This window comes from Mesorhizobium sp. M0074 (genome assembly GCF_040322975.1).
Taxonomy (GTDB): domain Bacteria; phylum Pseudomonadota; class Alphaproteobacteria; order Rhizobiales; family Rhizobiaceae; genus Mesorhizobium.
Map to the genome: position 1 here is coordinate 87,953 of NZ_JAMYUM010000023.1, position 24,627 is coordinate 112,579.

Sequence of the window (24,627 nt, forward strand, 5' to 3'; positions counted from 1 at the left end):
CAATCGAAACCGGCCGCGGCGGTCTTTTCTTGCGCATGACCCCGGAAACCAGAATTGTTCCTATGAAGACATGCACCCGGCCGAAGGACTAACGAGGGTCCTGTGGCGCCAAAGGCCCGCGTTGAAGCGGCGGAACGGGCCGTTAAGCCCGGATGGATCGCAGCCAAGAAATGTACGGAAATTCTTAGTCATTCTTTTATGCAATCCTGCTTTAATAGGGAAATGGACTGGCGTGCCCGCATTTTTAGGTGTTTTTTCCGCGCTATGCGACCGATCGGCGAGAGCGGCAACGTTGCTACTATTTTTGCTCTGTCTTTGCCGATTGTCGTCGGCGGTGCGGGCCTCGGTATCGAGACTTCCTATTGGTATTACAGCAGCCTGAAGCTACAAGCGGTGGCGGATGCGGCGGCCTATGCTGGCGCTTTGGAAAAGGTTTCGGGATCCGACACGCCAAAGATTGTCTCCGCAGCGACAGCGTCAGCGACCACGAACGGCTGGGGACCGTCAGCAGGTACAATAGAGGTCTTCTCGCCTCCGTCAGCCGGTCCAAATGTCGGAAAAAAGGCGGTTGAGGTAGTCGTTCATCAGAACCTCGATCGGTTCTTTACGTCGATATTCACGCAAAACGCAGTTGGCGCACAAGCAAGGGCGGTGGCTCTTATTACGGATGCTTCAAAAGCCTGCATTTTGACGGTCGATCCTTCCGCTTCGAAAGCGGCGCTCTTTTCCGGCAGTTCGACCACAAAACTGACAGGCTGCTCCGTCATGTCGAATTCGATAGCTCCGGACGCCATCAAACTTCAGGGATCGGCAAGCCTTGATGTCGATTGCCTGATATCGGCAGGCGGTGTTTCGTTGAGCAACGTCGTGAAGACCGTTTGCGCCAGCCTGATAACTCAGGCGCTGCCCGCTGCTGATCCTTTTGCCGACCTGCCGGCGCCGCCGGCCACGAACCCTTGTCAAAACGGCAATCAGTCAACCTTGCAACCTGGAACATACTGCAAGGGGCTCAGCTTGAGCGGCAATGTAACCCTCTCGCCCGGGATATACGTCATTGAGGGAGGCGATTTCAAAGCGAGCTCGAATGCAAATATTTCCGGCGAGGGTGTCGTCATTTATCTGGCCGATACCTCCGGCGTTAGCATGAACGGCACGGCGACCGTCAAGCTCAGCGCACCGACGTCGGGCACCTATTCAGGTGTGCTGTTCTATGGCGACAGAGCCAACCTGGCGGGATCCAACACGTTTAATGGCACGGCGGATTCGCTATTGACCGGCGCTCTGTATTTTCCAACACAGGGCGTCAATTATCTCGGCAATTTCTCGGGCAAAGGTGGTTGCACGCAGGTCGTCGCAAGTACCGTGCAATGGTCCGGCAACGCAAACATCATTCAGGATTGCACGAGCCTTGGAATGCGAGACATTCCGGCCACGCAAACCGTTCAGCTTGTCGAGTAGTTTTCGTGGATCGGCTACAAGTCCGGATGTTCCGGAGTGATTCGGGTGTTGCCGCGGTAGAGTTTGCGCTGGTTCTGCCCATCCTTTGCCTGGTACTTCTTGGCATCATCGACGGCTGGTCTTTTGTCTCGAGCGCATTGTCGATGCGTGCAGGCGTCAAAACCGCGGCGAACCTCGTGATGCAAGGAGCAGTCGAGGATACGACCATCCAAGCTGTCGCTCTTTCGAGCTGGGAAAACCATCCTGATGGCGCGCAGGTGGCAGTGAGCCGGAAATACATGTGCGGGAACATCGTGGCCGATCCATCGGTCCTGTGCGACACTTTGAAAGCCCCCTCGGTCTTCCTCGTAATACAGGCGACAGCCACCTGGTCACCGCCCTTCAGTTTTGGCGCGTTTTCCCTCTCGCGCGAACTCAGTCATCAACAGGTGATTCGTGTCCGCTAAGTCGAGAGCTTTCACGGGGGATGCATCAGGCGGAGCTGCATTAGAGTTCGCGCTGATCGCGCCTTTTCTGATAATGCTTTTGATCGGCATCTTTGCATTCGGCTGGGCTCTGAACGCTATGTCGAGTGTTCGGTACACGCTGGAAACGTCGTCACGTGCGCTGCAAATGAAGAACTCGCTGACTCAGGCCCAGATCCAAGCCATTGCCACGGAAAAATTACTGGATTTGGGATTGAAAGACGTCGACGTAACAATAGCAATCGACGTCGCCAGCGGCGGCTTTCGCATGGCACATCTGACCGCCCAATATGCGTTCGTGATCGAGTTCCCGTATTTCAACCGATATCCGATACATTATCAGACAACTGTCACAGTTCCCCTGATTGCATCGTGAGCACGTCCCCGGCCAGTCGAGCGGCACCTTTCGCAGGATGTTCGCTGCACGCCGCCTTTATAGGCGATCGCCTTGTACGGCGTGCCGTTGCCGGCTTTGTTCCGGCCGAGCCCCCACCCCTCGCCTAGCGCTGCGCCGCCGCTACTTGTTTGTTGACAGGCATGCGAGGCCTACATGTGGAATTTGGCAGCAGAGGGCTGGAGGCTCCTCAAGCAGAGCGTCATCGGCTTCATCGACGACAATGCGCTGAGCCATGGGGCGGCGATAGCGTTTTATGCCACGACCTCGCTTGCGCCGATCCTGCTCATCGTTGTCGCTATTGCCGGCATGGCCTTCGGGCACGAGGCGGCGCAACTCGCCCTTTCGGCACAGATCGCTGGCCTGATGGGGCCGCAAAGTGCCGAGCTGCTGCGAGCTACGATCGAAAACGCCTCGCAGAAGGAAGCCGGAACCCTCGCCAGCATTCTGGGGCTGGTCACGCTGTTCGTCGCCGCATCCGGCGTGTTCGGCGAGATGCAGCTGGGGTTGAACGAAATCTGGAAAGTCAAACCGACCGGGGCAACGATTTCACGAATGGTTCGGGCACGCATTGCAAGCCTGGGCCTGGTCGCCGCCCTCGGTTTTCTGCTCCTGGTGTCACTGGTCGTAAGCGCTGCAATTTCGGCGCTCGGAGAAGTCATCAACGCCTACCTGCCGTTCGGCACCATCATCCTGAGCGCCATCAACGGGATCGTCTCGTTTGCCCTGATCACGCTGCTGTTTGCCGCAATCTACAAGGTGCTGCCGGACCGCAGCCTGCAATGGCGCGATGTCGGCATCGGCGCCGTGGTCACCGGGTTTCTGTTCACCATCGGCAAGTCGCTGATTGGCTGGTATATCGGAACCAGCGCCATCTCATCGTCATACGGCGCGGCCGGCGCCCTGCTCGTCGTGCTGTTATGGGTCTATTATTCGGCCGAGATATTTCTGCTGGGCGCCGAATTCACGCGAGCCTATTCGGTTCGACACGGCAGCCGGTCCGATTTGAAGAACAAGGTGGAATCGCATGACAAATGAGTTCACGCCGAAATTCGACCTCGCCGGCAAGGTGGTGCTGGTCACCGGGGCCTCGCGCGGCAGCGGCCGCGCCTGCGCACTCGCCTGCATGTGCTGGCCACATTCCGCTCGGCCGCATCGGCGACCCGATCGACGTCGCGGGCACCGTGGTGTTCCTCGCCTCGCCGCCGGCGTCACTGATCACTGGCGCGAAAATAATTGGTGGATGGCGGTTGGTCGGTAGCGTGATAGGACTCTTTGGCTGGTAGTGCGACACCGCTTCGCGAGCGCCGTCTCCCCACACCAGGAAGAAGCGCGCGGACTTCGCAAGGTTAGTCCAAGAGGTCTTTTATGAGCGAAAAATCTCAATCGAACGGTGAATTCGACGAACCGCGGAATGAGCCACTCTTCACGGCTATCTCGCAGACAGACCCCGCCTTCCTAGCAGCTTACGATCGCGCGCTTGCGAGTGTGCCGACATTTGTCGAACATATCGAGGGAAATGCAGATGCCTTCTGTTCCGCGAAGCTTCGGTTTCGCGATCCCGACGAGTCCGTACGTCTTCGGGAGGACCACTTTGTTTTCCTTTGGCTTGCCGCTGTGCATTATCATGCTGAGGAGCGGCTATTTTCAGGCACGTTTTTCGAGGTGCCACCCGAGCTTCAGAAATGGCATCAAGTCGGACAGCGACTTTCGTTTGAAGGCGATGATATTTTCGATTGGATGGTTCTCGACGCGGGGCACTTGCAGGGGGGATTCACATTGCGTGTAACCCGAGACAAGCTTCCTGAGAAAGATCGTGGCTCATACGATCGATACATCGGGGTTTCGGTTTATGAGCCACTGCCGTCCTGATTCAACGTATGCTTGATAGCCTGGTCTTTCGTTGGAGGATTGGGCAGCAGCACTGGTCAAACCAGCTTTCTCATCCATCGCCGGCGAGCCAACCGACCATGTTCGCCATCAGTCTTCCGTAGAACGGCCATCCGAGGAAATCCTGCGAGAGCCAATGCGGGCCGATATCGGTTGCCCAGGCAATCGTGCGGCCGCGGCCATGGCTACCGACGGCAAGGAGCGGCCAGTCGGTGCCGCGATGATGGCAGGTCGCCAGAAGCCGGGACGAACCGTCACGCCTGAATTCCAGCTTGTTCATGCCGAGAATCGGCGGCAAAGGTCCCTCCACCCCGGAAAAAATCGGATGTGACGACTGCAGGATGGAGGCCTGCAGGCCTTGCGGCACCTCCATGCCGTCGCAGTAGGGTAGGCAACGGACCGGCAGAACGTCCTCGACCGGGGTGTCGTGGAAACGCGCCGTCCCGAACATGCCCTGAAAGCCCATGTAACCGCCGGCCAGCATCAGCCCGCCGCCACCTTCGACATAGGCCTTGAGCACATCGAGGCGGTTGACGCCGACACGCCCAGCGCGGGCATCCGGCGTCACCAGCAATGTCAGGGCGCCGACGTCGGAGATCACCACCGCCTGATATTGGGCGAGCCCATCGAGGTCACAGGGAAACTCCGCGCTGCAACGCTCGCCGCCGATCTGCGTGACCGCGATGCCTTCAGTGGCCAGCACGGCATTGAAGGCCGTCGCACCATTTGTCGAGGCCGCACTTGTAAGCACGTCGCTGCCGATGGCAACCGAGGTCGTCGCTGCAAAGGTTTCGCCTGCAAGCAATATCTTCATTGCCGCCCCGCACTGTTTTCATTCGAGAGGTTTTTAGGAAGGGCGCCGGATGGACCGGCGCCCCCTAGAACTCAAGCTCTATAGGATCAGAATTTGAACTCGGCCAGATTTTCGGGAGTCACGATCTTGGCCGGACCAAGGATCAGTTCGCCGCCGGCGCCAATCGTGTATTCGCCGAGCCTGCCTGCCGTGAACTTCTCACCCTCCTTGCCGGTGATCTTGCATTGCGCAAACGCCTGGGCCGTCTGATAAGTAAGATAGCCAAGATCGGTGACGTTCCACCAGATATCCTGAGCAGCTTCGTCCTTGATGTATTTCGAGATCAGAGTGGCCGGCGCGAGGCCGGTCAGCTTGACCTTGCCGATCATGCCCGCTTCCTCGAGTGCACGCGCGGCCGCCGGAAGGCCGATGCCAGCCGGGACGATGATCACCTTGAGATCCGGAAACGCCTGCACCAGCGCCAACGCCTGTTGCTGGTTGATCTGTTCGCTTTCTTCGCCATAGGCTACCTGCACCAGCTTCATTTTGGAGAACTTCGGCTCGGCCGCCATCTTCGCCTTCATGAAGTCGATCCAGGCGTTCTGGTTGGTTGCCGTCGGCGTCGACGACAGGATCGCGAATTCGCCTTCACCGCCGCTGAGGGCGAATGCACTTTCGAGCATCATCTCGGCGAGACTGTCGCCCTTCACCTGATTGACGAACACCGCACGCGCATCGGCGGCCACATCGGAGTCATACGAAATCACTCTGACGCCCTGCTGAACGGCGCGCTTCAGCGCAGGCGCGACGGCATTGGCGTCGTTGCCGGCAATTGCGATGACTCCGACCTTCTGCGACACGAGGCTGTTGATGAATTCGATCTGCGCCTCGGCGGTCGCCTGCGATGGGGCGACCTGGGTAGCGGTGCCGCCAATTTCCTTGGCTGCCTCTTGTGCGCCTCCAAAGGCCACTTTGAAGTAGGGATCCGTGTCGAGCTTGGGCAGGAAACCGACCGTTACGGGTTCCTTGGCGCACTCCTGGCTGAAGGCCAGCGAGCTTGGCGCAAGCAGAACCGCGGATGCGAGCAGGGCTAATCTAAACGCTTTCATTGTGACTCCTCCGTCAAAATTCGGGCTTGAAGGAAGGGGCCCGAGATCACCCCTTTGTCTCGCGCATTGCGCGGGATCTGCTGAGCATCTCCTGTGTGGAGCGCCAGTAATTGCCGACCAGCAGCGAGCCGATCAGAAGCAGGCCGATGATCATGCCCTGCGCGTCGCCACCGATCTGGTTCAGCGCCAGCACGTTGCGGATGATGGCGATCAGGACCAGTGCCAGCATGACGCCGGTCAGGCGGCCCTTGCCGCCAAAGACGCTGACGCCGCCGAGCAGCACGATGGTGATGACGTCGAGCTCCATGCCGAGCGCATTGTTGGCGCGGGCGTTGGAAAGGCGCGCGGTATAGACGATGCCGGCTATCGCCGCGACGACGCCCGAGACGACGAACAGGTTCAGCACCATCCGGCGCGTGTTTATGCCGGAATAGCGCGCCACTTCGGGGCTGCCGCCGAGCGCGTAGATGCGCTTGCCGGTCGGCGTCTTCTGCAGCACGACCGCAAACACCGGCGCCAGCACCAGGAAGGGCACGATGGTCCACGGTATCTCGGTGCCAGGCAGGTTGTTGATGCCGAAATCGACGACCGCGGGCGGCAGGATGTTGACCGAGCCGGTGCCGAGCAGGATGTAGCCAATGCCTCGATAGAGCGCCATGGTGCCGAGCGTCACAACCAACGACTGCAGTCCAAGGCCCGAGACCAGATAGCCGTTGAAGGCGCCGAGCAGGCCGCCGATGACGAGCGTCAGCGGGATTGCGGCAAATGTCGGCACACCGGCCTGGACCAGCAAGCCAAAGACGACGGACGTCAGCGCCAGCACCGAGGCGATCGACAGGTCGATCTCGCGGGTGATGATGAGCAGCGTCATCGGCAGGATCAGCAATGCCTTTTCCGAGGCGCTGGCGGCCAGTTGCGAGAGATTGAAGCCGGAAACGAAATTCGGCACGAAGATCGCGGCATAGAGGAAGATGGCCACGCAAGAGGTCGCCAGCAGCAGATCCCAGAAGTCGATCGAACGGAGGAACTTTTTCACCGCGCCCTCGCCTGTCTTGCCTGCTCGGCCCGCCGCACGATGAAGGTGTCGATGCCGATGGCGACCAGGATCACGAGGCCGTAGACGCCCTGCAGCCACAGCGGGTCGACGCGCACCAGCGTCAGCCCGTTCTTGATGACGAGCAGCGTGAGCGCGCCGAGGATGATACCGAGCAGCGTGCCCGAACCACCGCGGATGGCGACGCCGCCGACCACCGCCGACGCGATCACGGTGAGTTCGAAACCGAGCGCGACGCGTGCATCGATGGTCGCATAGCGCGATGCCCACAGCGCGCCGCACAGGCCGCCGAGCAGGCCGGCCATGCCAAAGGCCAACAGAATGCGGCGGTCGACGGGGATGCCGATAAGACGCGCGCCGTCGGGATTGGAGCCGGCGGCGAACAGTTCGCGCCCGATGGCCGTGCGATAGAGCAGCACATAACCCAGGCACAGGATGACGATCGCGATGACGACGATCAGCGGCACGCCGGCGATCTTCAGGCCGGTCATGTCGAGCCAGGCTTGCGTGACTTCGTCGGCGCTGATCTGGTCACCGGCTGCCCAGATCGAGTTGAAGCCGCGGAAGATCGACATCGAGGCCAGCGTGACGACGATCGCCGGGATCTTTCCCCTGGTGACGACGAGGCCGTTGATCAGGCCGGCGACGCCACCGACGGCGCATGCGGTTATCAGGCCAATGCCGATGTCGAGCCCTGGATAGGCCTGGACCATGCTGGCCGCCATGTAAGCCGACAGGCCGATCACCGCAGCGATCGAAAGGTCGATGTTGCGGGTGATCAGCACCAGCATCTGCGCGAGTGCTGCAACGACGAGCAAGGCGGCATCCATCGACACGGCGGTCAGGTTTGCGGCGCTCACCATGCGCGGGTTGATGACGGTGACCGGGATGGCGACCGCCAGCATCGCGGCGAGCAGACCGAACTCCCGCCGCTTCAGTATGTCGAGCGGTCCTCTTCTCTTCTCCTCGCCGGTGGCCTGTGCCGCCGCATCGGCGCTTTCGCCGGCCTTGGTCGCTGCTTCCAGCACCTTTTCCTGAGTGGCTTCGCCCCTGGCAAATTCGGCCGTCCGATGGCCTTCGCGCAGGACGATGATGCGGTCGCACATGCCGATGAGCTCGGGCATTTCGGAGGAGATCAGGATGATTGCCATGCCCTGGGCGGCAAGGTCGGCGATCATCGCATGCACTTCCGCCTTGGTGCCGACGTCGATGCCTTGCGTCGGCTCGTCGAGGATGAGGACGCGCGGTTCGCTGCGCAGCCATTTGGCCAACACTACCTTCTGCTGGTTGCCGCCGGACAGTTCCTTTACCGGCTGCGCATAGCCGGAAAAGCGAAGCTTCATGCGCTTCAGCCAGTCCGAAACCAGATTGATCGCGCGGTTCGTGCCGTAGAAGCCGGAGCGGGCTGCCTTGTCGAGGACTGGCAGCACCGCGTTGTCGAGGATGGAAAAATCCATCACCAGGCTCTGGCCCATGCGGTCTTCAGAGACATAGGCGATACGCGCATCCATGGCGTCGCGTGCCGACGCGAAGCGCACAGCTTCGCCGTCGATCAGGATTTCGCCGGCATCGGGCTGGTCGATTCCGAACAGCACGCGCGCGATCTCGGTCCGCCCGCTGCCGACCAGGCCGCCGAGCCCGAGCACCTCGCCGGCATGGAGCTTGAGGTCGATATTGGAAAAGCCACCGGCGTGCGAAAGCCCCCTCGCCTCCAGCACCAGTGCGCCGGTGGCGTGGCTTCGTTGCGGATAGAGGTCGGTGACCTCGCGGCCGACCATCATGCCGATGGCGGCGGCGCGGCCAAGCTCGGCCCTCGGCTTGACACCGATGAGACGCCCGTCGCGCAGCACCGCGATGCGGTCGGCGATGCGGAAGATCTCGTCCATGCGGTGGCCGACGAACATCATCGCCACGCCGTGCAGCCGCAGGTCGGCGACGACGGTGAACAGCCGCTCGACCTCGCGCTGCGACAGGGCGGCCGTCGGCTCGTCCATGATCAGCACCCGCGCGTCGAGCGACAGGGCGCGGGCGATCTCGACCAGTTGCTGTTCGGAGGTGCGCAACGTTCCGAGCCGGGTTTCGGCCGGCACGTCGAGGCCGGCTGTCGCCAGCACCCTGCGCGCGCCGGCAAGCATGGCGGCGTTGTCGATGCCGCCGAAGCGGTCGCGCGGCATATGGCCGAGATAGATGTTCTCCGCCACCGAAAGATCAGGGAAAAGACCGGGGTGCTGGTGCATGACCGAGATGCCGGCAGCCTGGGCGTCGTGCGGCGAATGGAAGACCACAGGCTTGCCATCGACTTCGACATGGCCGCCGGTCGGGAGATACACGCCGGCCAGCAGCTTTACGCAGGTGCTCTTGCCGGCGCCGTTTTCGCCAAGCAGAGCCAGCACCTCGCCTGAGCGCAATTCGAAGGACGCGTCCTTGAGGGCAATCGTGCCGCCGAAGGCTTTTGTCGCCTGAACCAGGGCAACGGGGACAGCCGCGTCGCTCTTCACCATGGCGTCGGCTTCGCCTAATGCGCCCAAGTGCAGCACCTTTCCTCCCTGGTCCTGTTTTTTCAATTTGCTATATTAAATGGCCGAATGCCGCAACTGGAAAATTGACTTCCATGGCCGCGAAGGGCACTGTCGCGTCGCGCACGGGTGCGATTGGAGTGCTCGACCCCGCGGCAGCCTCAAAGCTGCAAGCGGCTGGAGTGGCTCTGCGGGAATGAATGGGGAGGCGCCGGTTTTGTCCGGAAAAGGCAGCAATTCGGTCAAGGTTCGGCATTATAACGAGCGCTTCGTGCTTGATGCCATTCGCCGCCTGAAGGAGGCATCCAAGTCCGATCTGGCGCGCGCCGCAAATCTGACGCCGGCCGCGGTCGCCACCATTGTCGACGGGCTGGAATCGTCCGGATTCGTAAAGCAAGTGGGGAAAAGGTTCGGGCAACGCGGATCGCCATCCACTCTCTACCGACTTGCACCTGAGCGTATCTACAGCGTCGGCATCAAGATCGGCCGGCGCGCGCTGGAAGCCGTGCTCGTCGACTTTGCCGGCGAGGTCCGCTCGCGCGAGTCGCACGAATATCGCTTTCCGGATCCCGACATGGTGCTCAAGGCCGGCAACATGTCGCTGGCCAATTTCGACAAGCTGGTCGAGGGGCTTGGCGATGCCAGCATCGTCGGCGTCGGCATCGCCTCGCCATATTTCCTCGGCGGCTGGAGCGAAGAGCTCGGCTTTCCCGACGATCTCGGCAGCCGCTGGGAAGCAATCGATCTGACGACGTTCTTCGCCACAAAGCCGAAGACCCCGGTCTTCGTGGAAAACGACGCATCATCGGCCGCACTCGCCGAACTCATCCAGGGGACCGGCGCACGGTTCCGCGACTTCATGCATATCTCGATCGACACCTTTGTCGGCGGCGGACTGGTGCAAGGCGGCAAGGTCCATACCGGGCCGCACGGCAACAGCGCCGCGCTCGGTCCTTTGCCGGTCTCGCCTTCAAGCCTCGATTCGGTGGCGGCCAAGCCGGCGCGCTACCAGAGCCTGCTGCATCGCGCTTCGATCTATGTGCTGGTCAATCATCTCAAATCGCGCGGCATCGAGATCAACCGCGTGCGCGAACTCGACCCCTTGCCGCCAGGGGCGCGCGAACCGCTGTCCGAATGGATCGACGATTGCGCCAATGCGCTGGTCGAGGCGATCATCGCCATCACCTCCGTCATCGACATCGAGGCGATCGTTCTCGACAGCATCCTGCCGCGGCCGATTCATCTCGAGCTGCTGGCAAAGGTGCAGACCCAGTTCAACAGGATCAGCGCCATCGGCATCGTGGCGCCGGAAATCGTCTCGGGACAATTCGGCCCCGAGGCCTCGCCGATCGGCGCGGCGATGCTGCCGTTCTCGGCACTGTTGGCGCCCGACAGCGGCGTGCTCATGATCGGCAAGGACAGAACAATGCTGCCGGGTAGCCTTTCGAGGCTTGCCAGCCAAGGCCAACCAGCAAGAAGCTCAGCGCCTTCAACGGCATAAGATAGTGCCGCGAAAGAGCATCAAGCTCCGGACATCATCAACATCAGCTCGCAGTCAGGCACGGGCACGGCGGGCTTTTTGCGCCGGCACCGGAACTTTTAGCGGCTGCTAATCTTCATTCGTCACCAACATTGAAATGCCGATCGGTCCGCGCTCCGCTTCAGCGCGGGCCCAGGAAGCAAGGAGGAACATATGAACTGGGATCAAATCAAGGGAAAATGGACGCAGTTCAAGGGCAAGGCGAAAGAGCAGTGGGGTGACCTCACCGACGATGATCTTGATCGCATCGAGGGCAACCGAGACCAGCTTTTGGGACGTATCCAGGAGCGATATGGCATCGCCAAGGAAGAGGCAGAGCGCCAGGTAGATGACTGGTCCCGAAGCATCAGCTGAGCCTTGGGCGCAACGCCGTTTGCTGCCCCACCACCGGGGTGAAACTCTGCGTCGCCCGCCGTGCCGACTGGTGCGGTGGGCTCTTTCGACAGCGAGGCCGGCGAGGAACCTTTAGCCATATCTGATGTTCCACTTGCGTGGCGGGCTTCGCCCCGGCGTGCGCCCAGCCCGGATCCAAGGAGTGCAATCATGAACAACATTATCTGGCTGGTCGGCGCGATCGTGATCGTAATAGCCATTTTGAGCTTTTTGGGTCTGCGATAGCATCTGAACCCTCTCTTCGAGTCGGCGACCGTCCCCGCTCGGCATGGCCTCAGCACGCCCAAGCTGGTCAGACTTAGGTCCCAAGCAAGACGCTCTGGGGTTGGACCGAAGCCCCGGCTGAGGAACGTAGCCGGCTGGCTCACGTTGTGGTGAGCTTTGGCGCGACGAAGATGCGTCCGGGCGGAAGAGTTCAAGCCAGGGAGGCGAGGCCCGACGCTCCGAACGGGCGACGGGCCTGGGCGTAAATGCAAACGATCAGCAGACTGTTCAATTCCCATGCCCAGGCAGCACGTGCCGTTGCCAGGCTTCAGGCTGCCGGGATTCGTCGCCGCCAGATCAGCGTCGTCGGATCTTACAATGACAATGATGAACCGATCAGCGTTGCTGGATATTACGACGATGAGATGAGCGCTCTCTGGCGGGGTGCGGTTGCTGGTGCCGCACTTGGCGCCACGGCTGGTCTGTTGGCCGGTTTCAGCGCTTTTGGAGTTCAAGGCCTTGATCCTGCGGGGATGACCGGCATGGCCCTGGTCGGTGCGGCGTGGGGCGGCTTTGCCGGCGTGCTTCTCGGAACTTTCGCCAATTTCGCCCAGAAGCCGCGCAAGCCGAAGATCGCAGAAGGTGTCGTACTGGTGATGGCTCGCGTCGATGAAAGGCAGGCCGGCGCCGCGCATACGGTGCTCCGGAGTTTCGCGGAGATGCCTTCCGGGCCGATGAAGAGGAGCGCTTTGCCAAATTCAAGCCGGCTCCGCGTCCGATCTGGTGCCCGATGAAGTTTGTTTCGCGAAACGGGAATTCAAACCGGAGGCGCCCGACGAAAGCTTGGCAAACCAACACTTTGGAAGCATGCGGGCTACTTGCCGTCGTGTTGTCCTTTATTCTTACCGTTCTGTTGGTTGGTCTCATCCTTGGCTGAACCCATGCCCTTGCCACCGGCGACACTATGCCCGGCAATTGGCGAAGGTTGTGGCCAGTTCGAAGGATTAAACCATTCGTGCTAAGCGTTAATAGCTTGTAGCCATAGGAGAGGACGCCAACGTGGACAAACGGGCTGAAGGAGACGCGGAGAGATTGGCTCGAGGCGAGTTCGAGCTCAAAGCCGAACGATATGGTGTGAACGCCTTTCTTCTCGTTGTCGAACTCGTAAATCTGCTGGAAAAGCGTGGAACGATCAGCAGCGACGACGTCGCGAAAATAGCCGAAGCCGCCGCACTTGCCGTTGCCGCATCCAGCGAACCCGACGTGAACAGCATCAATCTGTTGCAGGCCATCGCTGCCGCACGCCGGCCCAAATAGGCTTATATCAAACCCGCCAGCAATCGGCGCCCACCGATAAACGCTTTGTTGAACTGATCTCGGTCGAGCGTACGGAGCCTTTCCATGTGCAATGACTACGAGCAGCACATCGCCTGGGCCGAATACTGCCGGATGATGGAATCGCTGGCGCTCAAAATCCCCAGCCATCAAACCGAACTGGATCTGCCGCAGGCGGATGACATCCACATCAACGACCCCGCGCCTGTAATGCGCGCCGCCGGCGACGCAATCGAACTGGCGTCGATGACATTCGGCTTTCCCCCGGCCGGGCCAAAAGGCGGACCTGTATTCAACTTTCGCTCGGAGGGCCGGCAGTTCGGCAACAGCAAGCGCTGTCTCGTTCCGGCGTCGGCATTCTTCGAATTCACGGGAACGAAATATCCAAAGACCAAGCACAGGTTCTCGCTGAATGGCCATTCGTTCATGGCGATTGCCGGGCTGTGGCGCGAGGGTGTCGGCAACAAGCCGCCGACGTTCACGATGCTGACGACCGATCCGGGGCCGGACGTCGCGCCATATCACAATCGGCAAGTGGTTGTGCTGCGGCCATCGGACTGGGCGGCCTGGATCCATCTCACGAGGTCCGAGGCTGAACTCATGCTGCCACTGCCGGAAGGGTCGCTCAGCGCGGAAACAGTTCGCGCAGGTTCCGAGTAGGATCCATCGGAAGACTGCGCGCGCTGAGCTACGGCCGCGCCGCATCGTCACGGCGATGCGCGCCATGCTGAGAACGAATGCCCGCGCGATATAAGCGCTTCAGCCCGGTTTGACGTAGCCGGCGGTGACCTCGTCTTTGTGGGCGGCGAAAGCTTCCAGGACTTCGGTTTTCTCAGGCTTCGGAATTTTGAAATGATCCAAGGTCCGCCCGAGTTCGGCTGCGACCTCATCGAATTCCGCGGGGGAAATCCGCAGGTCGCGATGCGCCTCCTCGAGACCGAGCGGCGTCGTGCCGGGCTTGGTGGCGACGAACTTGAAGGGCCCGCCAGAAACGTCGCAGACCCACAGCGTGCGCATGAACTTGAGGCCGGGCAACCTTTCCAGGTTCTTGGTGTGCCATTTGCGCAGCTGCGGATTCTTGGATTTCTTGCCGACGATCGGGTTCTTCACGACGGCGTCGCTGAAGTGATCGATCACCGCTGCGATGGCAAACACGCCGCCCAGCCGCTCATACAGACTTTTCTCAGCTGTGGTTTTCTTGGCCTGGGCGAGCGTGTTGTCGGTAGGCAATACCGCCGTCGATGCCGCGGTCAGCGCCAGCGCGGCGACAACACTTCGTCTTGTCAAAGAGGTCGAAACAGCCGTTTTCATTCCTGGTTCCCTTCGCGGTTAGGCCAGAGCGAGCCGCAGCCTGTCTGGCGGGCTTCATGAGATGACATTCGGACACTTTGCCGTATTTTAGCACCGTCTAACGAACTAACGAGCCGTTCGCCCGAATTAGTCCGATTGGGCGCATTGTCATGGTCAACATGCGTCAAAAGGGGCGAAGGCCGCGCGGATGAGGAAGGCTTAGCAGGCGTCGCTGCACGCGGCAGAGGTCGCGAAGCCACTTCGGCCGCATCTGTGCCCCTGACCTCGGGCATTTTTTTCCTTCTGTGTCGTGTTGTCGGCGGCAATCAGCCCCGGTAGGGGGCGTATAATCGCTTCCCGCGGCTTTGCCGGCTGCTTGCGGCCAATAGCTTGTGCTTTTCGAAGATCGCGAGCTTCTGCGGATAGGTCATCCGCACCTTGGCGTTGCACCCGTCGCATCTGAAGTGCGCGATTGTTCTTAGTGCGGAGCCCTTTCTTACCGCCGGGTGTGAGCAATCCGGACATTCGAATGTGAGCGCGACATCAGATAAGTCTTCGGCCAAACCCATTTCTATCCCCTTCGCAAGCTCGGTGGCTACACTCTGGCGATCATCAATGGGCAATTCAGATGCCAATCCGATTGTGCCAATGCGGGACTAGAACAATTCGCCTCGGAACGCCGCCTAGCTAGTGCGCCTTCTCTGCGCCTTTTGAGCGACGAAGAGACCTAACTTCCTCCAGCAGTTCGCGCTCATTGGTAGTCACGTTTCGGAAGATTGCGACAATCATCACCGCTAAGGCTTCGGCATCCAGGCTTAGAGGGTCAATGTGCTCATCTGCGCAAACCTGATCAAACACGCGTTCACAAATAGCCAAATCGTGAGGGCTGAGGCGAGTGCGATTGAAACGCCGGCGCGACATTTGCGAGCCTTCGAGGCCGCTGCCCGTGCAAAAGAAGCGGGTCTTCGCAAGAAACGCGAGTCATTGAGCGATTGTTCCCGGCTGCAAGCTTTGTTAAGCAGCCTGCAGCAGGGCAGACTGGAACGCTTTCCCCGCGCATCATGGCTCGTGCGAGCGCCGGGAGGTGAGCGTGCAAGACCACTGTTTCGACGAGCTTGTGCGCGTGGCACTCGGCAGATCGCGGGGCGCCATATTTTTCGGCAACCTCGCCAACCGCGCACAATCATCATCGAGCAGGTCAAAGAGGCCTTGGAAGATGCGCCAGCGAAAACAATCTGGTGCTGCGAGAGAGGATTGAACTCTCGACCTCTCCCTTACCAAGGGAGTGCTCTACCACTGAGCTACCGCAGCCGCCGATGGCGGGGCTTCTGCCATATCGAACCGGCAAGCGCAAGGCCAAGACAAAGACGGGTTGAAAGGCCGCACCGGCGATTGTTCCGGACATGGCCGTGCCACAATGTTGGCTATCCCTTGATAGCACGCTGGCGGGTCGCCGGCCGGAGACGGGACGATGAACGACAAGACGCTTTCACCAAAAAAGGATGACCCACCGAAAAAGGCCGGAACGGGCCGCAAGGACCGGCTGGCCGAGCAGTTGCGCGCCAACCTGCAGAAGCGCAAGGCGCAATCGCGCTCACGAAGGACCGGCGACGCCGACAAGCGGCGCGCTGGCGAGGCCGACGAGCGGCCGGAGGGGCTGCAGGCGGCGATGAAAAAAGATTAACGCGAATCGGCTATGTTGGTCGCCGGTACTTTGGCCAAGTCGGCGTGGGCCAAAGTGGGGAGTAGCCTGTTTCTTGAACCAAGCCGGCCAATGGTCTAGATGGCCGCAACAGACTCAACCGATTTAAACCGGCCTTGGCGCCGAGGGGACGCTCTTCATGGATCGCATCAGAATTGTCGGCGGCAACAAGCTTGCCGGAAGCATTCCGATCTCGGGCGCGAAAAACGCTGCGCTGCCGCTGATGATCGCCGCGCTTTTGACCGATGACACGCTGACGCTGGAAAACGTGCCGCATCTGGCCGATGTCGAGCAGCTGATCCGCATCCTCGGCAATCACGGCGTCGACTATTCGGTCAATGGCCGCCGCGAAAAGCAGCAGGAAGGCTATTCGCGCACCATCACTTTCTCCGCCCGCAACATCGTCGACACGACGGCGCCTTACGAGCTGGTGTCGAAGATGCGGGCCTCGTTCTGGGTGATCGGCCCGCTGCTGGCCCGCATGGGCGAAGCCAAGGTGTCGCTGCCCGGCGGCTGCGCCATCGGCACACGGCCTGTCGACCTGTTCCTCGAAGGCCTGCAGGCGCTGGGCGCCGATATCGATGTCGACACCGGCTACGTCATCGCCAAGACCAGGAACGGCCGGCTTGTCGGCAACCGTTATGTGTTCCCGAAAGTTTCGGTCGGCGCCACCCATGTGCTGATGATGGCGGCCTCGCTGGCCAAGGGCGAGACGGTGCTCGAAAACGCCGCCCGCGAGCCGGAGATCGTCAACCTCGCCGAATGCCTCAACGCCATGGGCGCGAAGATCTCGGGCGCCGGCACGGCGACCATCACCATCGACGGCGTCGAGGCGCTGTCGGGTGCCCGCGTCAGGGTGATCCCCGACCGCATCGAGACCGGCACCTATGCGATGGCGGTGGCGATGACCGGCGGCGACGTCGTGCTGGAAGGCGCGCGGCCCGACCTGTTGCAGACGGCGCTCGACATCATTTCACAGACCGGCGCCGAGATCACGCAGACCAATTCCGGCATCCGCGTCAGGCGCAACGGCGCCGGCATTTCGCCGGTCGACGTGACGACGGCGCCCTTCCCGGCTTTCCCGACCGATCTGCAGGCGCAGTTCATGGGCCTGATGACGATGGCCAAGGGCAAGTCGCGCATCACCGAGACGATCTTCGAAAACCGCTTCATGCACGTCCAGGAACTCGCCCGGCTCGGCGCCCACATCACGCTGTCCGGCCAGACGGCGATTGTCGACGGCGTAGCGAAGCTGAAGGGCGCGCCAGTCATGGCGACCGATCTTCGGGCCTCGGTGTCGCTGGTCATTGCCGGCCTTGCTGCCGAAGGCGAAACCACGGTCAACCGCGTCTATCATCTCGACCGCGGCTTCGAGCGGCTGGAGGAAAAGCTGTCCGGCTGCGGCGCGGAAATCGAGCGCATTTCGGGGTAATGATAGCAGGCTCAGGTCGGCGCTGCCCCTCACCTGCCTGCCGGCATCTTCTCGCCGTATAGGGACGGGGAGTAGGACCGCCTCGCGAAGGATTTCGCCAATCTCCGGCGTTGCGGAGAGGGTGCCGAGGTTGCGGCCAGCCCCTACACCCGTCCCTATACGGGAGAAGGTCCCGGCAGGAGGATGAGGGGCGGCGCCGACCGGAGCGATTGCCTGGCCAAGACCTCCGGCGCGGTTGCACGAGCCGGAAAGACCGCCTAACAGAAGGTCGAATAATCAACTCGCAGGTGCGAATTCCGCATGAATGGCCTCAAGCTTGTCGCGCTCGACGATCAGGATCTGAGCATCATCTCGGCGCATGTCCAGGATGCCGTCATGAAGGTCAGCGATCTCGAATACCTGCCTTCTGTAAAGCGCTTCGTGCTGACCATGAACCGCTTCGTGTGGGAGGCGAAATCCGGCTTCTTGCGCCAGCACAATGAGCGGCGGCAGGCCGTGCTGCATTTCGACCGGGTGCTCGGCGCCAAGACCAGCGGCATTGCCCGCGACAAGCCGGACGAAGTGCTGTCGCTGCTGGCGATCAGCTTTCTCGCGCTCGACAAGCCGGCCGGCATCGTCGAGCTGATCTTTTCGGGCGGCGGCGCGATCATGCTCGATGTCGAATGCATCGAGGCACGGCTTGCCGATGTCGGCGGCGCCTGGGAAGCGACGTCGCGCCCGGTCCACAGGGTTTGAGCCGATGGCCATCACGCTTCGCCAGTCCGACGCCGATTTCGAGCAGCGCTTTGCCGCGTTCCTGCTGACCAAGCGGGAAGTCTCGGCCGATGTCGACGCCGTGGTGCGCGAGATCATCGCCAAGGTGCGTGCCGAGGGCGACGCGGCGCTGGTCGGGTACACGCAGAAATTCGGCGGCGGTGACCTGGCCAGGCTCGGCATCGCCGTCTCCAGGGACGACATTGCCAAGGCTTATGAGGCCGCCGATCCGCAGACGGTCGAGGCGCTGAAATTCGCGCGCGAGCGCATCCGCTCCCACCACCAGCGGCAGCTGCCGCAGGACGACCGCTACACCGATGCCGCCGGCGTCGAGCTCGGCTCGCGCTGGACGGCAATCGAGGCCGTCGGGCTCTACGTGCCGGGCGGCACGGCGAGGTATCCGAGCTCGGTGCTGATGAACGCGGTACCGGCCAAGGTCGCCGGCGTCGAGCGCATCGCCATAGTGGTGCCGGCCTCCGGCGGCGAGGTGCCGCCGCTGGTGCTGGTGGCAGCCGACCTTGCCGGTGTCTCCGAAATCTACCGCGTTGGTGGCGCCCAGGCGATCGCGGCCCTTGCCTATGGCACCGAGACGATAAAGCCCGTCGCCAAGATCGTCGGCCCCGGCAATGCCTATGTCGCTGCGGCCAAGCGCCAGGTGTTCGGCACGGTGGGCATCGACATGATCGCCGGGCCGTCGGAAGTGCTGGTCGTCGCCGACGGCAGCAACGATCCGGACTGGATCGCCGCCGACCTGCTCGCCCAGGCCGAACACGATGTGTCGGCGCAGTCGATCCTGATCACCGACGACACTGCCTTTGGCGCGGCGGTCGAACAGGCGGTGGAGCGGCAGTTGCAGAACCTGCCGCGCGGAGAAACGGCGGCGGCGAGCTGGCGCGATTTTGGCGCCATAGTCCTGGTGCCGACGATCGAGGCAGCACTGCCGCTGGTCGACCGCATCGCGGCCGAACATGTCGAGCTTGCCATCGACGACCCAGAGGCCTTCCTGGCGCGAATGCGCAATGCCGGTGCGGTGTTTCTCGGCCGCCACACGCCGGAAGCCATCGGCGACTATGTCGCCGGCTCCAACCACGTGCTGCCGACGGCGCGCTCGGCGCGCTTTTCGTCCGGGCTTTCGGTGCTCGATTTCGTCAAGCGCACCTCGGTCCTGAAGCTCGGGCCGGAGCAGTTGCGGGCGCTGGCGCCGGCGGCGATCACGCTCGCCAAGGCGGAAGGGCTCGATGCACATGGACGCTCCGTCGGCATTCGGCTGAACATGTAGAAATGTCCGACTACGACCAAACCCGCGCCAGGCTGATCGATGTCGAGCTCGACGAGACGATCGGCCGCTCGACGCCCGATGTCGAGCATGAGCGGGCGGTGGCGATCTTCGACCTGATCGAGGAGAACCGCTTCCAGCCGGTCAATGACGACGGCGCCGGCCCGTACCGGCTGAAACTGTCGCTGGCCGAATCCCGGCTGGTGTTTGCGGTGGCGCGCGAGGACGGCGCAGCCGTGGTCACCCACATCCTGTCGCTGACGCCGCTTCGGCGCATCGTCAAGGATTACTACATGATCTGCGAAAGCTATTACGATGCCATCCGCACCGCGACACCCAGCCACATCGAGGCGATCGACATGGGCCGGCGCGGCCTGCACAATGAAGGCTCGCAGACGCTGATGGACCGGCTTGCCGGCAAGATCGAGATTGACTTCGACACGGCGCGCCGGCTGTTCACGCTGGTTTGCGTGCTGCACTGGCGAGGCTGAACTGGCCGCCCCGCTGCCCCGCCCGATCCTGCCCCGCTCGATCCTGTTTGTCTGCGGCATGAACGCCGTGCGCTCGCCGATGGCCGAATTGCTGGCGCGCAAGGTGCTTCCGCCCACCACCTTCGTCGCCTCGGCCGGGGTGCGCGGCGGCGAACGCGATCCGTTCGTCGATGCCGTGCTGGCCGAAGAAGGGCTGTCGCTCGGCGAACGGCACCCGAGAACGATGGACGACCTCGAGGATGATTATTTCGACCTGATCGTGACGCTGGCGCCGGAAGCCCACCACACCGCGCTCGAGCTCACCCGCTCGCTGGCCGTCGAGGTCGAGTATTGGCCTATGCCCGACCCGACCGGCGTCAGCGGCACGCGCGAGCAGATCATGGCCGCCTACCGCGACGTGCGCGAGCGGCTGAAGGCGCGGATCGGCCGCCGTTTTCTCGGCACCGGGGCTGAAAACGCCGCGGATTAAGCATGTTCACAAGCGGACGTTTATCATATAGGTTCCGCGCAACTTTCCGGCCGGGGCGCTGGAAGTACCCATCCAAGCAAAGGTATCGAATGCCGAAGGAAGAAGTCCTCGAGTTTCCGGGTGTCGTGACGGAACTGCTGCCCAACGCGATGTTCAGGGTCAAGCTCGAAAACGAACATGAAATCATCGCCCATACGGCCGGCCGCATGCGCAAGAACCGCATCCGCGTTTTGACCGGCGACAAGGTCCTGGTCGAGATGACGCCCTACGACCTGACCAAGGGCCGCATCACCTACCGCTTCAAGTAAGTTCAAGAACCCGGCCGGGATCGCGATGGGCATTTTGCAGAAGCTCGTGCTTGCCTCGGGTTCGCCGCGCCGGATCGAGCTGCTGCAGCAGGCCGGCATCGAGCCGGACCGTGTGCTGCCGGCCGATGTCGACGAGACGCCGCTGCGCGCCGAACACCCGCGCTCGCTGGCCAAGCGCCTGGCAACACAAAAGGCCGAGAAGGCGCTGGCTTCGCTGAAGACCGAAGCCGACTACCTGCCGAGCTTCGTGCTGGCCGCCGACACGGTGGTTGCCGTCGGGCGGCGCATCCTGCCCAAGGCCGAGACGCTCGACGACGCCGCCAACTGCCTCGGGCTTTTGTCCGGCCGTTCGCACCGGGTCTATTCCGGCATCTGCCTGATCACGCCGGGCGGCAAGCAGCGCTTGCGGCTGGTCGAGACCAGGGTGCGTTTCAAGCGGCTGCCGCGCGAGGAGATCGAGGCCTACATCGCATCGGGAGAATGGCGCGGCAAGGCCGGCGGCTATGGCGTCCAGGGGCTCGCCGGCGCCTTCGTCGTCAAGCTTGTCGGCTCCTACACCAACGTCGTCGGCCTGCCGCTCTACGAGACGGTAGCGCTTTTGAGCGGCGAAGGGTTTAAGGTGCACGCCAACTGGCTGTCGGGTGCGCGGATATGAGCCCGGACGACAAGGTCACGCCATTGCGGCCCAAGCGGCCCTGCCCCGAATGCGGCAAGCCATCGGCGCGCGAAACCTACCCGTTCTGCTCGACGCGCTGCAAGGACATCGACCTCAACCGCTGGCTGAAGGGGGTCTACGTCATCCCGGGACGCGACGACGAGGACGAGAACGACGACCAGAAATAGCGCCGTCCACCTGCGGTTTTCCACAGGCTTGGGACGGTTTCGCAGCCGCGATCGTGACCGATGATCGGCCTTGCGGACTGCCTGTCGTTTCGCGCCTGAAATCAATGTCCAGAACTTGTTCCATCCGGGCACTGTCGGACGGAACAGGTTCTGGCGTTTTGTTTGAGCATAATCTTTTCCGAAAACCGGATTCCACTTTTCGGGATCATGCTCTAAGCGCTGGACAGGCCGAATTCCCGTGCTATAACCCACGCGCTTTCAAGGGGTGCCGACGGCGCTTTCATGAACCCGGTGTGCAGATTGCCGCCCGCCGGAGCAGGCCCAGATAGCTCAGTTGGTAGAGCAGCGGACTGAAAATCCGCGTGTCGGTGGTTCGAATCCGCCTCTGGGCACCACTACTTCCTCATATAAAATCACTCAATGGCTTGCGGTGTCGCCAACTTGGCGACTTACGGCATTTCATGTCGCGCCGTGTTGCGAACTGTTACCGTTGATTTTCAAGGGTTTCCTGCGACTGTAGGCAACTCCACGCGACATGAACGCGACATGGGCACGCGTAAAGCGCGCCGTAGCCGCTTTCAGACGTTCTCTCATGCGTCTTTATGGTTCGAGATGCGTGGGCACTGTCTGCGAGAGGCTTACAGGCCGGCAGGTGCGGCATCGGGCCAAACCGGAGTTCATACGCAGGCATTACGAGGAATTCGCGTCCCGCAATCGGCAGGGAGATACTTGAACCTCAAGACGTCTGGAAATTACGGCGCGAACCCGCGTTACGTTGCCGGAATCCCCCAACCTACGAAAGTACCTCGCGACGTCGGGATGCTTGCGATCGTCCTGCCTCAAAAGGGCAAGTGCATCGTTGGTCACCGGCGAGCGCCGTCGCCAAACGCACTGATGAGCAGAGGCGAGCAGCGCTTTGTCTGATTGAGCCAAGCGAAGCGCAGCCAAAAACGACACTCGATACTTTCCTGCCAATAGCTTCAACAAAGACCAGCCTCATGGCAAATGCTCGGTTTCAAATTTCATGTGCCCGCCGGCTTTACCGCTTTCTGGCAACCACCAGGAAATTCTGCGCAAGCTCCGCCGGAATCCTGGCACTTGCGCAGATCCTTTCAAACGGCACGATCAATATTTCGCAGAGTCTTGGCAGCAATTTCCCGGGTCGCGGCAAAAAACCGTACCCAACTATCCGCTCGACAATAAAGCCGTTTGCAATGAGCGTCTGCTCGTATCCTTTAATGCTCAAAGTGTGGCGGACTGTCCCTCCTGCATAACGGTTCAGAATGCGGCAGACCAGCCCTATTGGCGAGGTCGCATTCATGTGGATATTCGAGATTAGCAATCCACCTTCGTTCAAATGCGCGCTGATGGCCGACAGTGCATCCTTCCTGAGCTCATCTTCAGCATTGAGGAAGAATCTGAATGCCGTGACCACGTCGAACCTTTCGGCGAGCGGAGAGAGCGTAATATCAGCGCGGACCAATTTCACGTTCTTCGGAACCCGTGCGCTAGCCAGCATAGATTGGGAGATGTCAACGCCGACGACTTCACCAAAAAATTGAGCTGCGATATTTGCTATGCGGCCTGTGCCGCATGCGAAGTCCAGGCATTTCCGGTTCGGCCCGCCGACAGGCAGGAGAGTACGTTCGACCAAGGGCTTTTCGATACCCGACCACAGAGCTGCATAGTAGCCGGACCGGAACGTGTCGGAGTAATGGGCACCGTACCCATCCGTCTGGTGGCTTGCTCGGTAATCCCGACGAGCGGGTGCACGGTTCTCATGGACGCTGCCTAACGGTCGCCGCTGCGCCCGTAGAAATCTGCGAATGCCAACGAACGATCTCACCGTGAGCACCATGCAACTCGCGCCTCTAGTCTGGCCCGACGCATGCCGTCGCGGGCAATCCGTGCCCCACGATGCGCGCGACGACCTGTTCGAAATTGCGTGGGTCGAGGCCGTCGACACGCATCAGCGGCCATTTGTCTTGCAGGCATTGGCCGATCTCCCTCGCGATATCCGCTTGCTTCAGGCCCCTGACCACTCCGACTTCGAGAAGGCGCTCGAGGTACGGCTGCCGCGCATACCGCTCAATGAGGCGGTGGCGCAGCGTTTCCCCGGGCGCGTCGACTTGAATGAGGAGATCCGGTCGCGGCAGGAACGTCATGCAATTACGAACCATGTCGATACTTGGATTTCGTGCCAACAGGACGAGCGCACACAACGCCTGAACGATGCCCTCTTCGAAAATGAAGTACCCTTCTGAGGCCTGCGCCGTATTCCAGGCTTCGAAGAGCAAAACGACGTCGATCTTCAGACGCAACGCCCATATTCGACTTTTTGGAGGGATCGATGCCAAAAGCCGCGCAGCGGCCCCCTCGCTCGGCGGGGTCGAGAACAAGACCGGACTCGCGGTGGCGAGCTTGTGCACCAGACGCTGGATGCCATGGCGTGTCTCCGGGCCTTCATCCTCGACCGAATCGACTTCGCTGCCGAAAGACACAAAATCAATCCGGCGATAGCCATTGACTGTCTTCACACGGATGTCGCGTTTCGCCAGCTCACGGCAAAGGGCGCGGAGAAGGGTCGTCTTGCCTGCACCAGGCGGACCGAACAACTCGATAATCATGTAGGGACCTCCCGAACAGGAAACAGAAAGATCGGATGAAGCGAGCTCGCCCGCTCCGGCGGTGTGGCGAGCGTAAACACTCTGGCATCCGCCTGGCCGAGTTGACCCCGCTCGCTGGCATCCTGCTGACGCCGCAAAAAGATTTGGAGGAGATGCGATGCGGCGGGAACTGCCTTTCCATGGCGTGCAGTCCCGCCTGTTGAGCCGCGACAGCGTTGCCGGTTGACTTGGGAACTTGCAATTGCTTCTCGATCGCCTGCGCTTGCGGCTGGTTGACACGCCTGTC

26 protein-coding genes, 2 tRNA genes and 1 pseudogene are annotated in these 24,627 nt (G+C 61.4%); 21 read left to right on the forward strand and 8 right to left on the reverse strand.

Annotated elements, in window-relative coordinates:
• Nucleotides 1-102: 102 nt before the first annotated feature.
• The 6 genes and pseudogenes from NKJ73_RS26575 (at nt 103) to NKJ73_RS26600 (ending at nt 4,188) form a co-directional block, all read left to right on the forward strand.
• Nucleotides 103-1,458: a pilus assembly protein TadG-related protein gene (locus NKJ73_RS26575; protein WP_348625932.1), complete on the forward strand. Its 1,356-nt coding sequence runs from the start codon at nt 103-105 to the stop codon at nt 1,456-1,458.
• Nucleotides 1,459-1,484: 26 nt separating this feature from the next.
• Nucleotides 1,485-1,904 carry a TadE/TadG family type IV pilus assembly protein gene (locus NKJ73_RS26580; RefSeq protein WP_352571642.1) on the forward strand — a complete coding sequence of 140 codons (420 nt, stop codon included), beginning with the start codon at nt 1,485-1,487 and terminating at the stop codon, nt 1,902-1,904.
• Entirely contained in the window at nt 1,894-2,298 is a 405-nt protein-coding gene (locus NKJ73_RS26585; protein WP_352571643.1) for a TadE/TadG family type IV pilus assembly protein, read from the forward strand. Before NKJ73_RS26580 ends, NKJ73_RS26585 begins: the two co-directional genes overlap by 11 nt.
• A gap of 174 nt (nt 2,299-2,472) precedes the next feature.
• Nucleotides 2,473-3,354: a YihY/virulence factor BrkB family protein gene (locus tag NKJ73_RS26590; protein ID WP_352571644.1), complete on the forward strand. Its 882-nt coding sequence runs from the start codon at nt 2,473-2,475 to the stop codon at nt 3,352-3,354.
• A gap of 86 nt (nt 3,355-3,440) precedes the next feature.
• Nucleotides 3,441-3,582, forward strand: a pseudogene (locus tag NKJ73_RS26595) (SDR family oxidoreductase); the annotation flags it as partial.
• A gap of 102 nt (nt 3,583-3,684) precedes the next feature.
• Entirely contained in the window at nt 3,685-4,188 is a 504-nt protein-coding gene (locus NKJ73_RS26600; protein ID WP_352571645.1) for a DUF2314 domain-containing protein, read from the forward strand.
• A 70-nt stretch (nt 4,189-4,258) separates the two neighbouring features.
• Here the strand turns inward: NKJ73_RS26600 and NKJ73_RS26605 are convergent, their stop codons facing one another.
• The 4 genes from NKJ73_RS26605 to NKJ73_RS26620 all read right to left on the reverse strand — a co-directional run bounded on the left by NKJ73_RS26605 (nt 4,259) and on the right by NKJ73_RS26620 (nt 9,699).
• Nucleotides 4,259-5,020, reverse strand: a complete 762-nt coding sequence (locus tag NKJ73_RS26605) for a glutamine amidotransferase (RefSeq protein WP_352571646.1) — start codon at nt 5,018-5,020, stop codon at nt 4,259-4,261.
• A gap of 86 nt (nt 5,021-5,106) precedes the next feature.
• Nucleotides 5,107-6,108, reverse strand: coding sequence for a rhamnose ABC transporter substrate-binding protein (locus tag NKJ73_RS26610; RefSeq protein ID WP_023677420.1), 1,002 nt, complete (start codon nt 6,106-6,108; stop codon nt 5,107-5,109).
• 46 nt (nt 6,109-6,154) lie between these two features.
• Nucleotides 6,155-7,144 (reverse strand): ABC transporter permease, encoded by a 990-nt coding sequence (locus NKJ73_RS26615; RefSeq protein ID WP_352571647.1) that lies wholly within the window; start codon nt 7,142-7,144, stop codon nt 6,155-6,157.
• The gene (locus NKJ73_RS26620; protein ID WP_352571648.1) at nt 7,141-9,699 is read right to left on the reverse strand and encodes an ATP-binding cassette domain-containing protein; all 2,559 of its coding nucleotides are present in this window, start codon (nt 9,697-9,699) and stop codon (nt 7,141-7,143) included. Before NKJ73_RS26620 ends, NKJ73_RS26615 begins: the two co-directional genes overlap by 4 nt.
• A gap of 196 nt (nt 9,700-9,895) precedes the next feature.
• Here NKJ73_RS26620 and NKJ73_RS26625 point away from each other — a divergent pair, with 196 nt between their 5' ends.
• The 5 genes from NKJ73_RS26625 (at nt 9,896) to NKJ73_RS26645 (ending at nt 13,810) form a co-directional block, all read left to right on the forward strand.
• On the forward strand, nt 9,896-11,179 hold the full coding sequence (locus tag NKJ73_RS26625; RefSeq protein WP_023677417.1) for an ROK family transcriptional regulator: 1,284 nt from the start codon (nt 9,896-9,898) through the stop codon (nt 11,177-11,179).
• A gap of 192 nt (nt 11,180-11,371) precedes the next feature.
• Nucleotides 11,372-11,572, forward strand: a complete 201-nt coding sequence (locus NKJ73_RS26630; protein ID WP_023677416.1) for a CsbD family protein — start codon at nt 11,372-11,374, stop codon at nt 11,570-11,572.
• Between the two features lie 509 nt (nt 11,573-12,081).
• Nucleotides 12,082-12,609 carry a hypothetical protein gene (locus tag NKJ73_RS26635; RefSeq protein WP_352571649.1) on the forward strand — a complete coding sequence of 176 codons (528 nt, stop codon included), beginning with the start codon at nt 12,082-12,084 and terminating at the stop codon, nt 12,607-12,609.
• A 265-nt stretch (nt 12,610-12,874) separates the two neighbouring features.
• A complete protein-coding gene (locus NKJ73_RS26640; protein ID WP_352571650.1) occupies nt 12,875-13,132 on the forward strand; it encodes a hypothetical protein in 258 nt (85 codons plus the stop codon).
• A gap of 84 nt (nt 13,133-13,216) precedes the next feature.
• Nucleotides 13,217-13,810 carry an SOS response-associated peptidase gene (locus NKJ73_RS26645; RefSeq protein ID WP_352571651.1) on the forward strand — a complete coding sequence of 198 codons (594 nt, stop codon included), beginning with the start codon at nt 13,217-13,219 and terminating at the stop codon, nt 13,808-13,810.
• 99 nt (nt 13,811-13,909) lie between these two features.
• On the opposite strand, the gene NKJ73_RS26650 is transcribed toward NKJ73_RS26645, so the two are convergent.
• Together NKJ73_RS26650 and NKJ73_RS26655 are read right to left on the reverse strand one after the other, a co-directional pair.
• Nucleotides 13,910-14,461, reverse strand: coding sequence for a group I truncated hemoglobin (locus NKJ73_RS26650; RefSeq protein ID WP_352571652.1), 552 nt, complete (start codon nt 14,459-14,461; stop codon nt 13,910-13,912).
• A gap of 1,215 nt (nt 14,462-15,676) precedes the next feature.
• Nucleotides 15,677-15,751, reverse strand: a tRNA-Thr gene (locus tag NKJ73_RS26655).
• Between the two features lie 160 nt (nt 15,752-15,911).
• On the opposite strand from NKJ73_RS26655, the gene NKJ73_RS26660 reads away from it, so the two are divergent.
• The 10 genes from NKJ73_RS26660 to NKJ73_RS26705 all read left to right on the forward strand — a co-directional run bounded on the left by NKJ73_RS26660 (nt 15,912) and on the right by NKJ73_RS26705 (nt 22,109).
• A complete protein-coding gene (locus NKJ73_RS26660) occupies nt 15,912-16,124 on the forward strand; it encodes a hypothetical protein (protein WP_352571653.1) in 213 nt (70 codons plus the stop codon).
• A gap of 157 nt (nt 16,125-16,281) precedes the next feature.
• The gene (murA, locus tag NKJ73_RS26665) at nt 16,282-17,574 is read left to right on the forward strand and encodes a UDP-N-acetylglucosamine 1-carboxyvinyltransferase (protein ID WP_023677408.1); all 1,293 of its coding nucleotides are present in this window, start codon (nt 16,282-16,284) and stop codon (nt 17,572-17,574) included.
• A gap of 300 nt (nt 17,575-17,874) precedes the next feature.
• Nucleotides 17,875-18,309: a DUF2948 family protein gene (locus NKJ73_RS26670; protein ID WP_352457708.1), complete on the forward strand. Its 435-nt coding sequence runs from the start codon at nt 17,875-17,877 to the stop codon at nt 18,307-18,309.
• Between the two features lie 4 nt (nt 18,310-18,313).
• Nucleotides 18,314-19,606 carry a histidinol dehydrogenase gene (gene hisD, locus NKJ73_RS26675; protein WP_352571654.1) on the forward strand — a complete coding sequence of 431 codons (1,293 nt, stop codon included), beginning with the start codon at nt 18,314-18,316 and terminating at the stop codon, nt 19,604-19,606.
• A gap of 2 nt (nt 19,607-19,608) precedes the next feature.
• Complete coding sequence (locus NKJ73_RS26680; protein ID WP_292663977.1) at nt 19,609-20,094, forward strand: UPF0262 family protein; 486 nt, start codon at nt 19,609-19,611, stop codon at nt 20,092-20,094.
• A gap of 1 nt (nt 20,095) precedes the next feature.
• On the forward strand, nt 20,096-20,563 hold the full coding sequence (locus NKJ73_RS26685; protein WP_352571660.1) for an arsenate-mycothiol transferase ArsC: 468 nt from the start codon (nt 20,096-20,098) through the stop codon (nt 20,561-20,563).
• 89 nt (nt 20,564-20,652) lie between these two features.
• A complete protein-coding gene (gene infA, locus NKJ73_RS26690; RefSeq protein WP_006200926.1) occupies nt 20,653-20,871 on the forward strand; it encodes a translation initiation factor IF-1 in 219 nt (72 codons plus the stop codon).
• Nucleotides 20,872-20,896: 25 nt separating this feature from the next.
• Nucleotides 20,897-21,526, forward strand: coding sequence for a Maf-like protein (locus NKJ73_RS26695; RefSeq protein WP_352457706.1), 630 nt, complete (start codon nt 20,897-20,899; stop codon nt 21,524-21,526).
• The gene (gene yacG / locus NKJ73_RS26700) at nt 21,523-21,714 is read left to right on the forward strand and encodes a DNA gyrase inhibitor YacG (RefSeq protein WP_023677402.1); all 192 of its coding nucleotides are present in this window, start codon (nt 21,523-21,525) and stop codon (nt 21,712-21,714) included. The genes NKJ73_RS26695 and yacG overlap by 4 nt, the downstream gene beginning before the upstream one ends.
• 319 nt (nt 21,715-22,033) lie before the next feature.
• Nucleotides 22,034-22,109 (forward strand) — tRNA-Phe (locus tag NKJ73_RS26705).
• A 644-nt stretch (nt 22,110-22,753) separates the two neighbouring features.
• Here the strand turns inward: NKJ73_RS26705 and NKJ73_RS26710 are convergent.
• Together NKJ73_RS26710 and NKJ73_RS26715 are read right to left on the reverse strand one after the other, a co-directional pair.
• Nucleotides 22,754-23,368, reverse strand: coding sequence for a class I SAM-dependent DNA methyltransferase (locus NKJ73_RS26710; protein ID WP_245274725.1), 615 nt, complete (start codon nt 23,366-23,368; stop codon nt 22,754-22,756).
• 217 nt (nt 23,369-23,585) lie between these two features.
• Entirely contained in the window at nt 23,586-24,341 is a 756-nt protein-coding gene (locus tag NKJ73_RS26715) for an AAA family ATPase (RefSeq protein ID WP_051406149.1), read from the reverse strand.
• Nucleotides 24,342-24,627 lie beyond the last annotated feature (286 nt).

Bases quoted from the DNA above. Each gene is read 5' to 3' on its own strand.
- NKJ73_RS26680 (WP_292663977.1), top strand. From the start codon at position 19,609: ATGTCCGACTACGACCAAACCCGCGCCAGGCTGATCGATGTCGAGCTC.
- hisD (WP_352571654.1), top strand. From the start codon at position 18,314: ATGGCCATCACGCTTCGCCAGTCCGACGCCGATTTCGAGCAGCGCTTT.
- NKJ73_RS26605 (WP_352571646.1), bottom strand. From the start codon at position 5,020: ATGAAGATATTGCTTGCAGGCGAAACCTTTGCAGCGACGACCTCGGTT.
- yacG (WP_023677402.1), top strand. From the start codon at position 21,523: ATGAGCCCGGACGACAAGGTCACGCCATTGCGGCCCAAGCGGCCCTGC.
- NKJ73_RS26580 (WP_352571642.1), top strand. From the start codon at position 1,485: ATGTTCCGGAGTGATTCGGGTGTTGCCGCGGTAGAGTTTGCGCTGGTT.
- NKJ73_RS26645 (WP_352571651.1), top strand. From the start codon at position 13,217: ATGTGCAATGACTACGAGCAGCACATCGCCTGGGCCGAATACTGCCGG.
- NKJ73_RS26650 (WP_352571652.1), bottom strand. From the start codon at position 14,461: ATGAAAACGGCTGTTTCGACCTCTTTGACAAGACGAAGTGTTGTCGCC.
- NKJ73_RS26590 (WP_352571644.1), top strand. From the start codon at position 2,473: ATGTGGAATTTGGCAGCAGAGGGCTGGAGGCTCCTCAAGCAGAGCGTC.
- NKJ73_RS26635 (WP_352571649.1), top strand. From the start codon at position 12,082: ATGCAAACGATCAGCAGACTGTTCAATTCCCATGCCCAGGCAGCACGT.
- infA (WP_006200926.1), top strand. From the start codon at position 20,653: ATGCCGAAGGAAGAAGTCCTCGAGTTTCCGGGTGTCGTGACGGAACTG.
- NKJ73_RS26610 (WP_023677420.1), bottom strand. From the start codon at position 6,108: ATGAAAGCGTTTAGATTAGCCCTGCTCGCATCCGCGGTTCTGCTTGCG.
- NKJ73_RS26660 (WP_352571653.1), top strand. From the start codon at position 15,912: ATGAACGACAAGACGCTTTCACCAAAAAAGGATGACCCACCGAAAAAG.
- NKJ73_RS26670 (WP_352457708.1), top strand. From the start codon at position 17,875: ATGAATGGCCTCAAGCTTGTCGCGCTCGACGATCAGGATCTGAGCATC.
- NKJ73_RS26715 (WP_051406149.1), bottom strand. From the start codon at position 24,341: ATGATTATCGAGTTGTTCGGTCCGCCTGGTGCAGGCAAGACGACCCTT.
- murA (WP_023677408.1), top strand. From the start codon at position 16,282: ATGGATCGCATCAGAATTGTCGGCGGCAACAAGCTTGCCGGAAGCATT.
- NKJ73_RS26695 (WP_352457706.1), top strand. From the start codon at position 20,897: ATGGGCATTTTGCAGAAGCTCGTGCTTGCCTCGGGTTCGCCGCGCCGG.
- NKJ73_RS26600 (WP_352571645.1), top strand. From the start codon at position 3,685: ATGAGCGAAAAATCTCAATCGAACGGTGAATTCGACGAACCGCGGAAT.
- NKJ73_RS26630 (WP_023677416.1), top strand. From the start codon at position 11,372: ATGAACTGGGATCAAATCAAGGGAAAATGGACGCAGTTCAAGGGCAAG.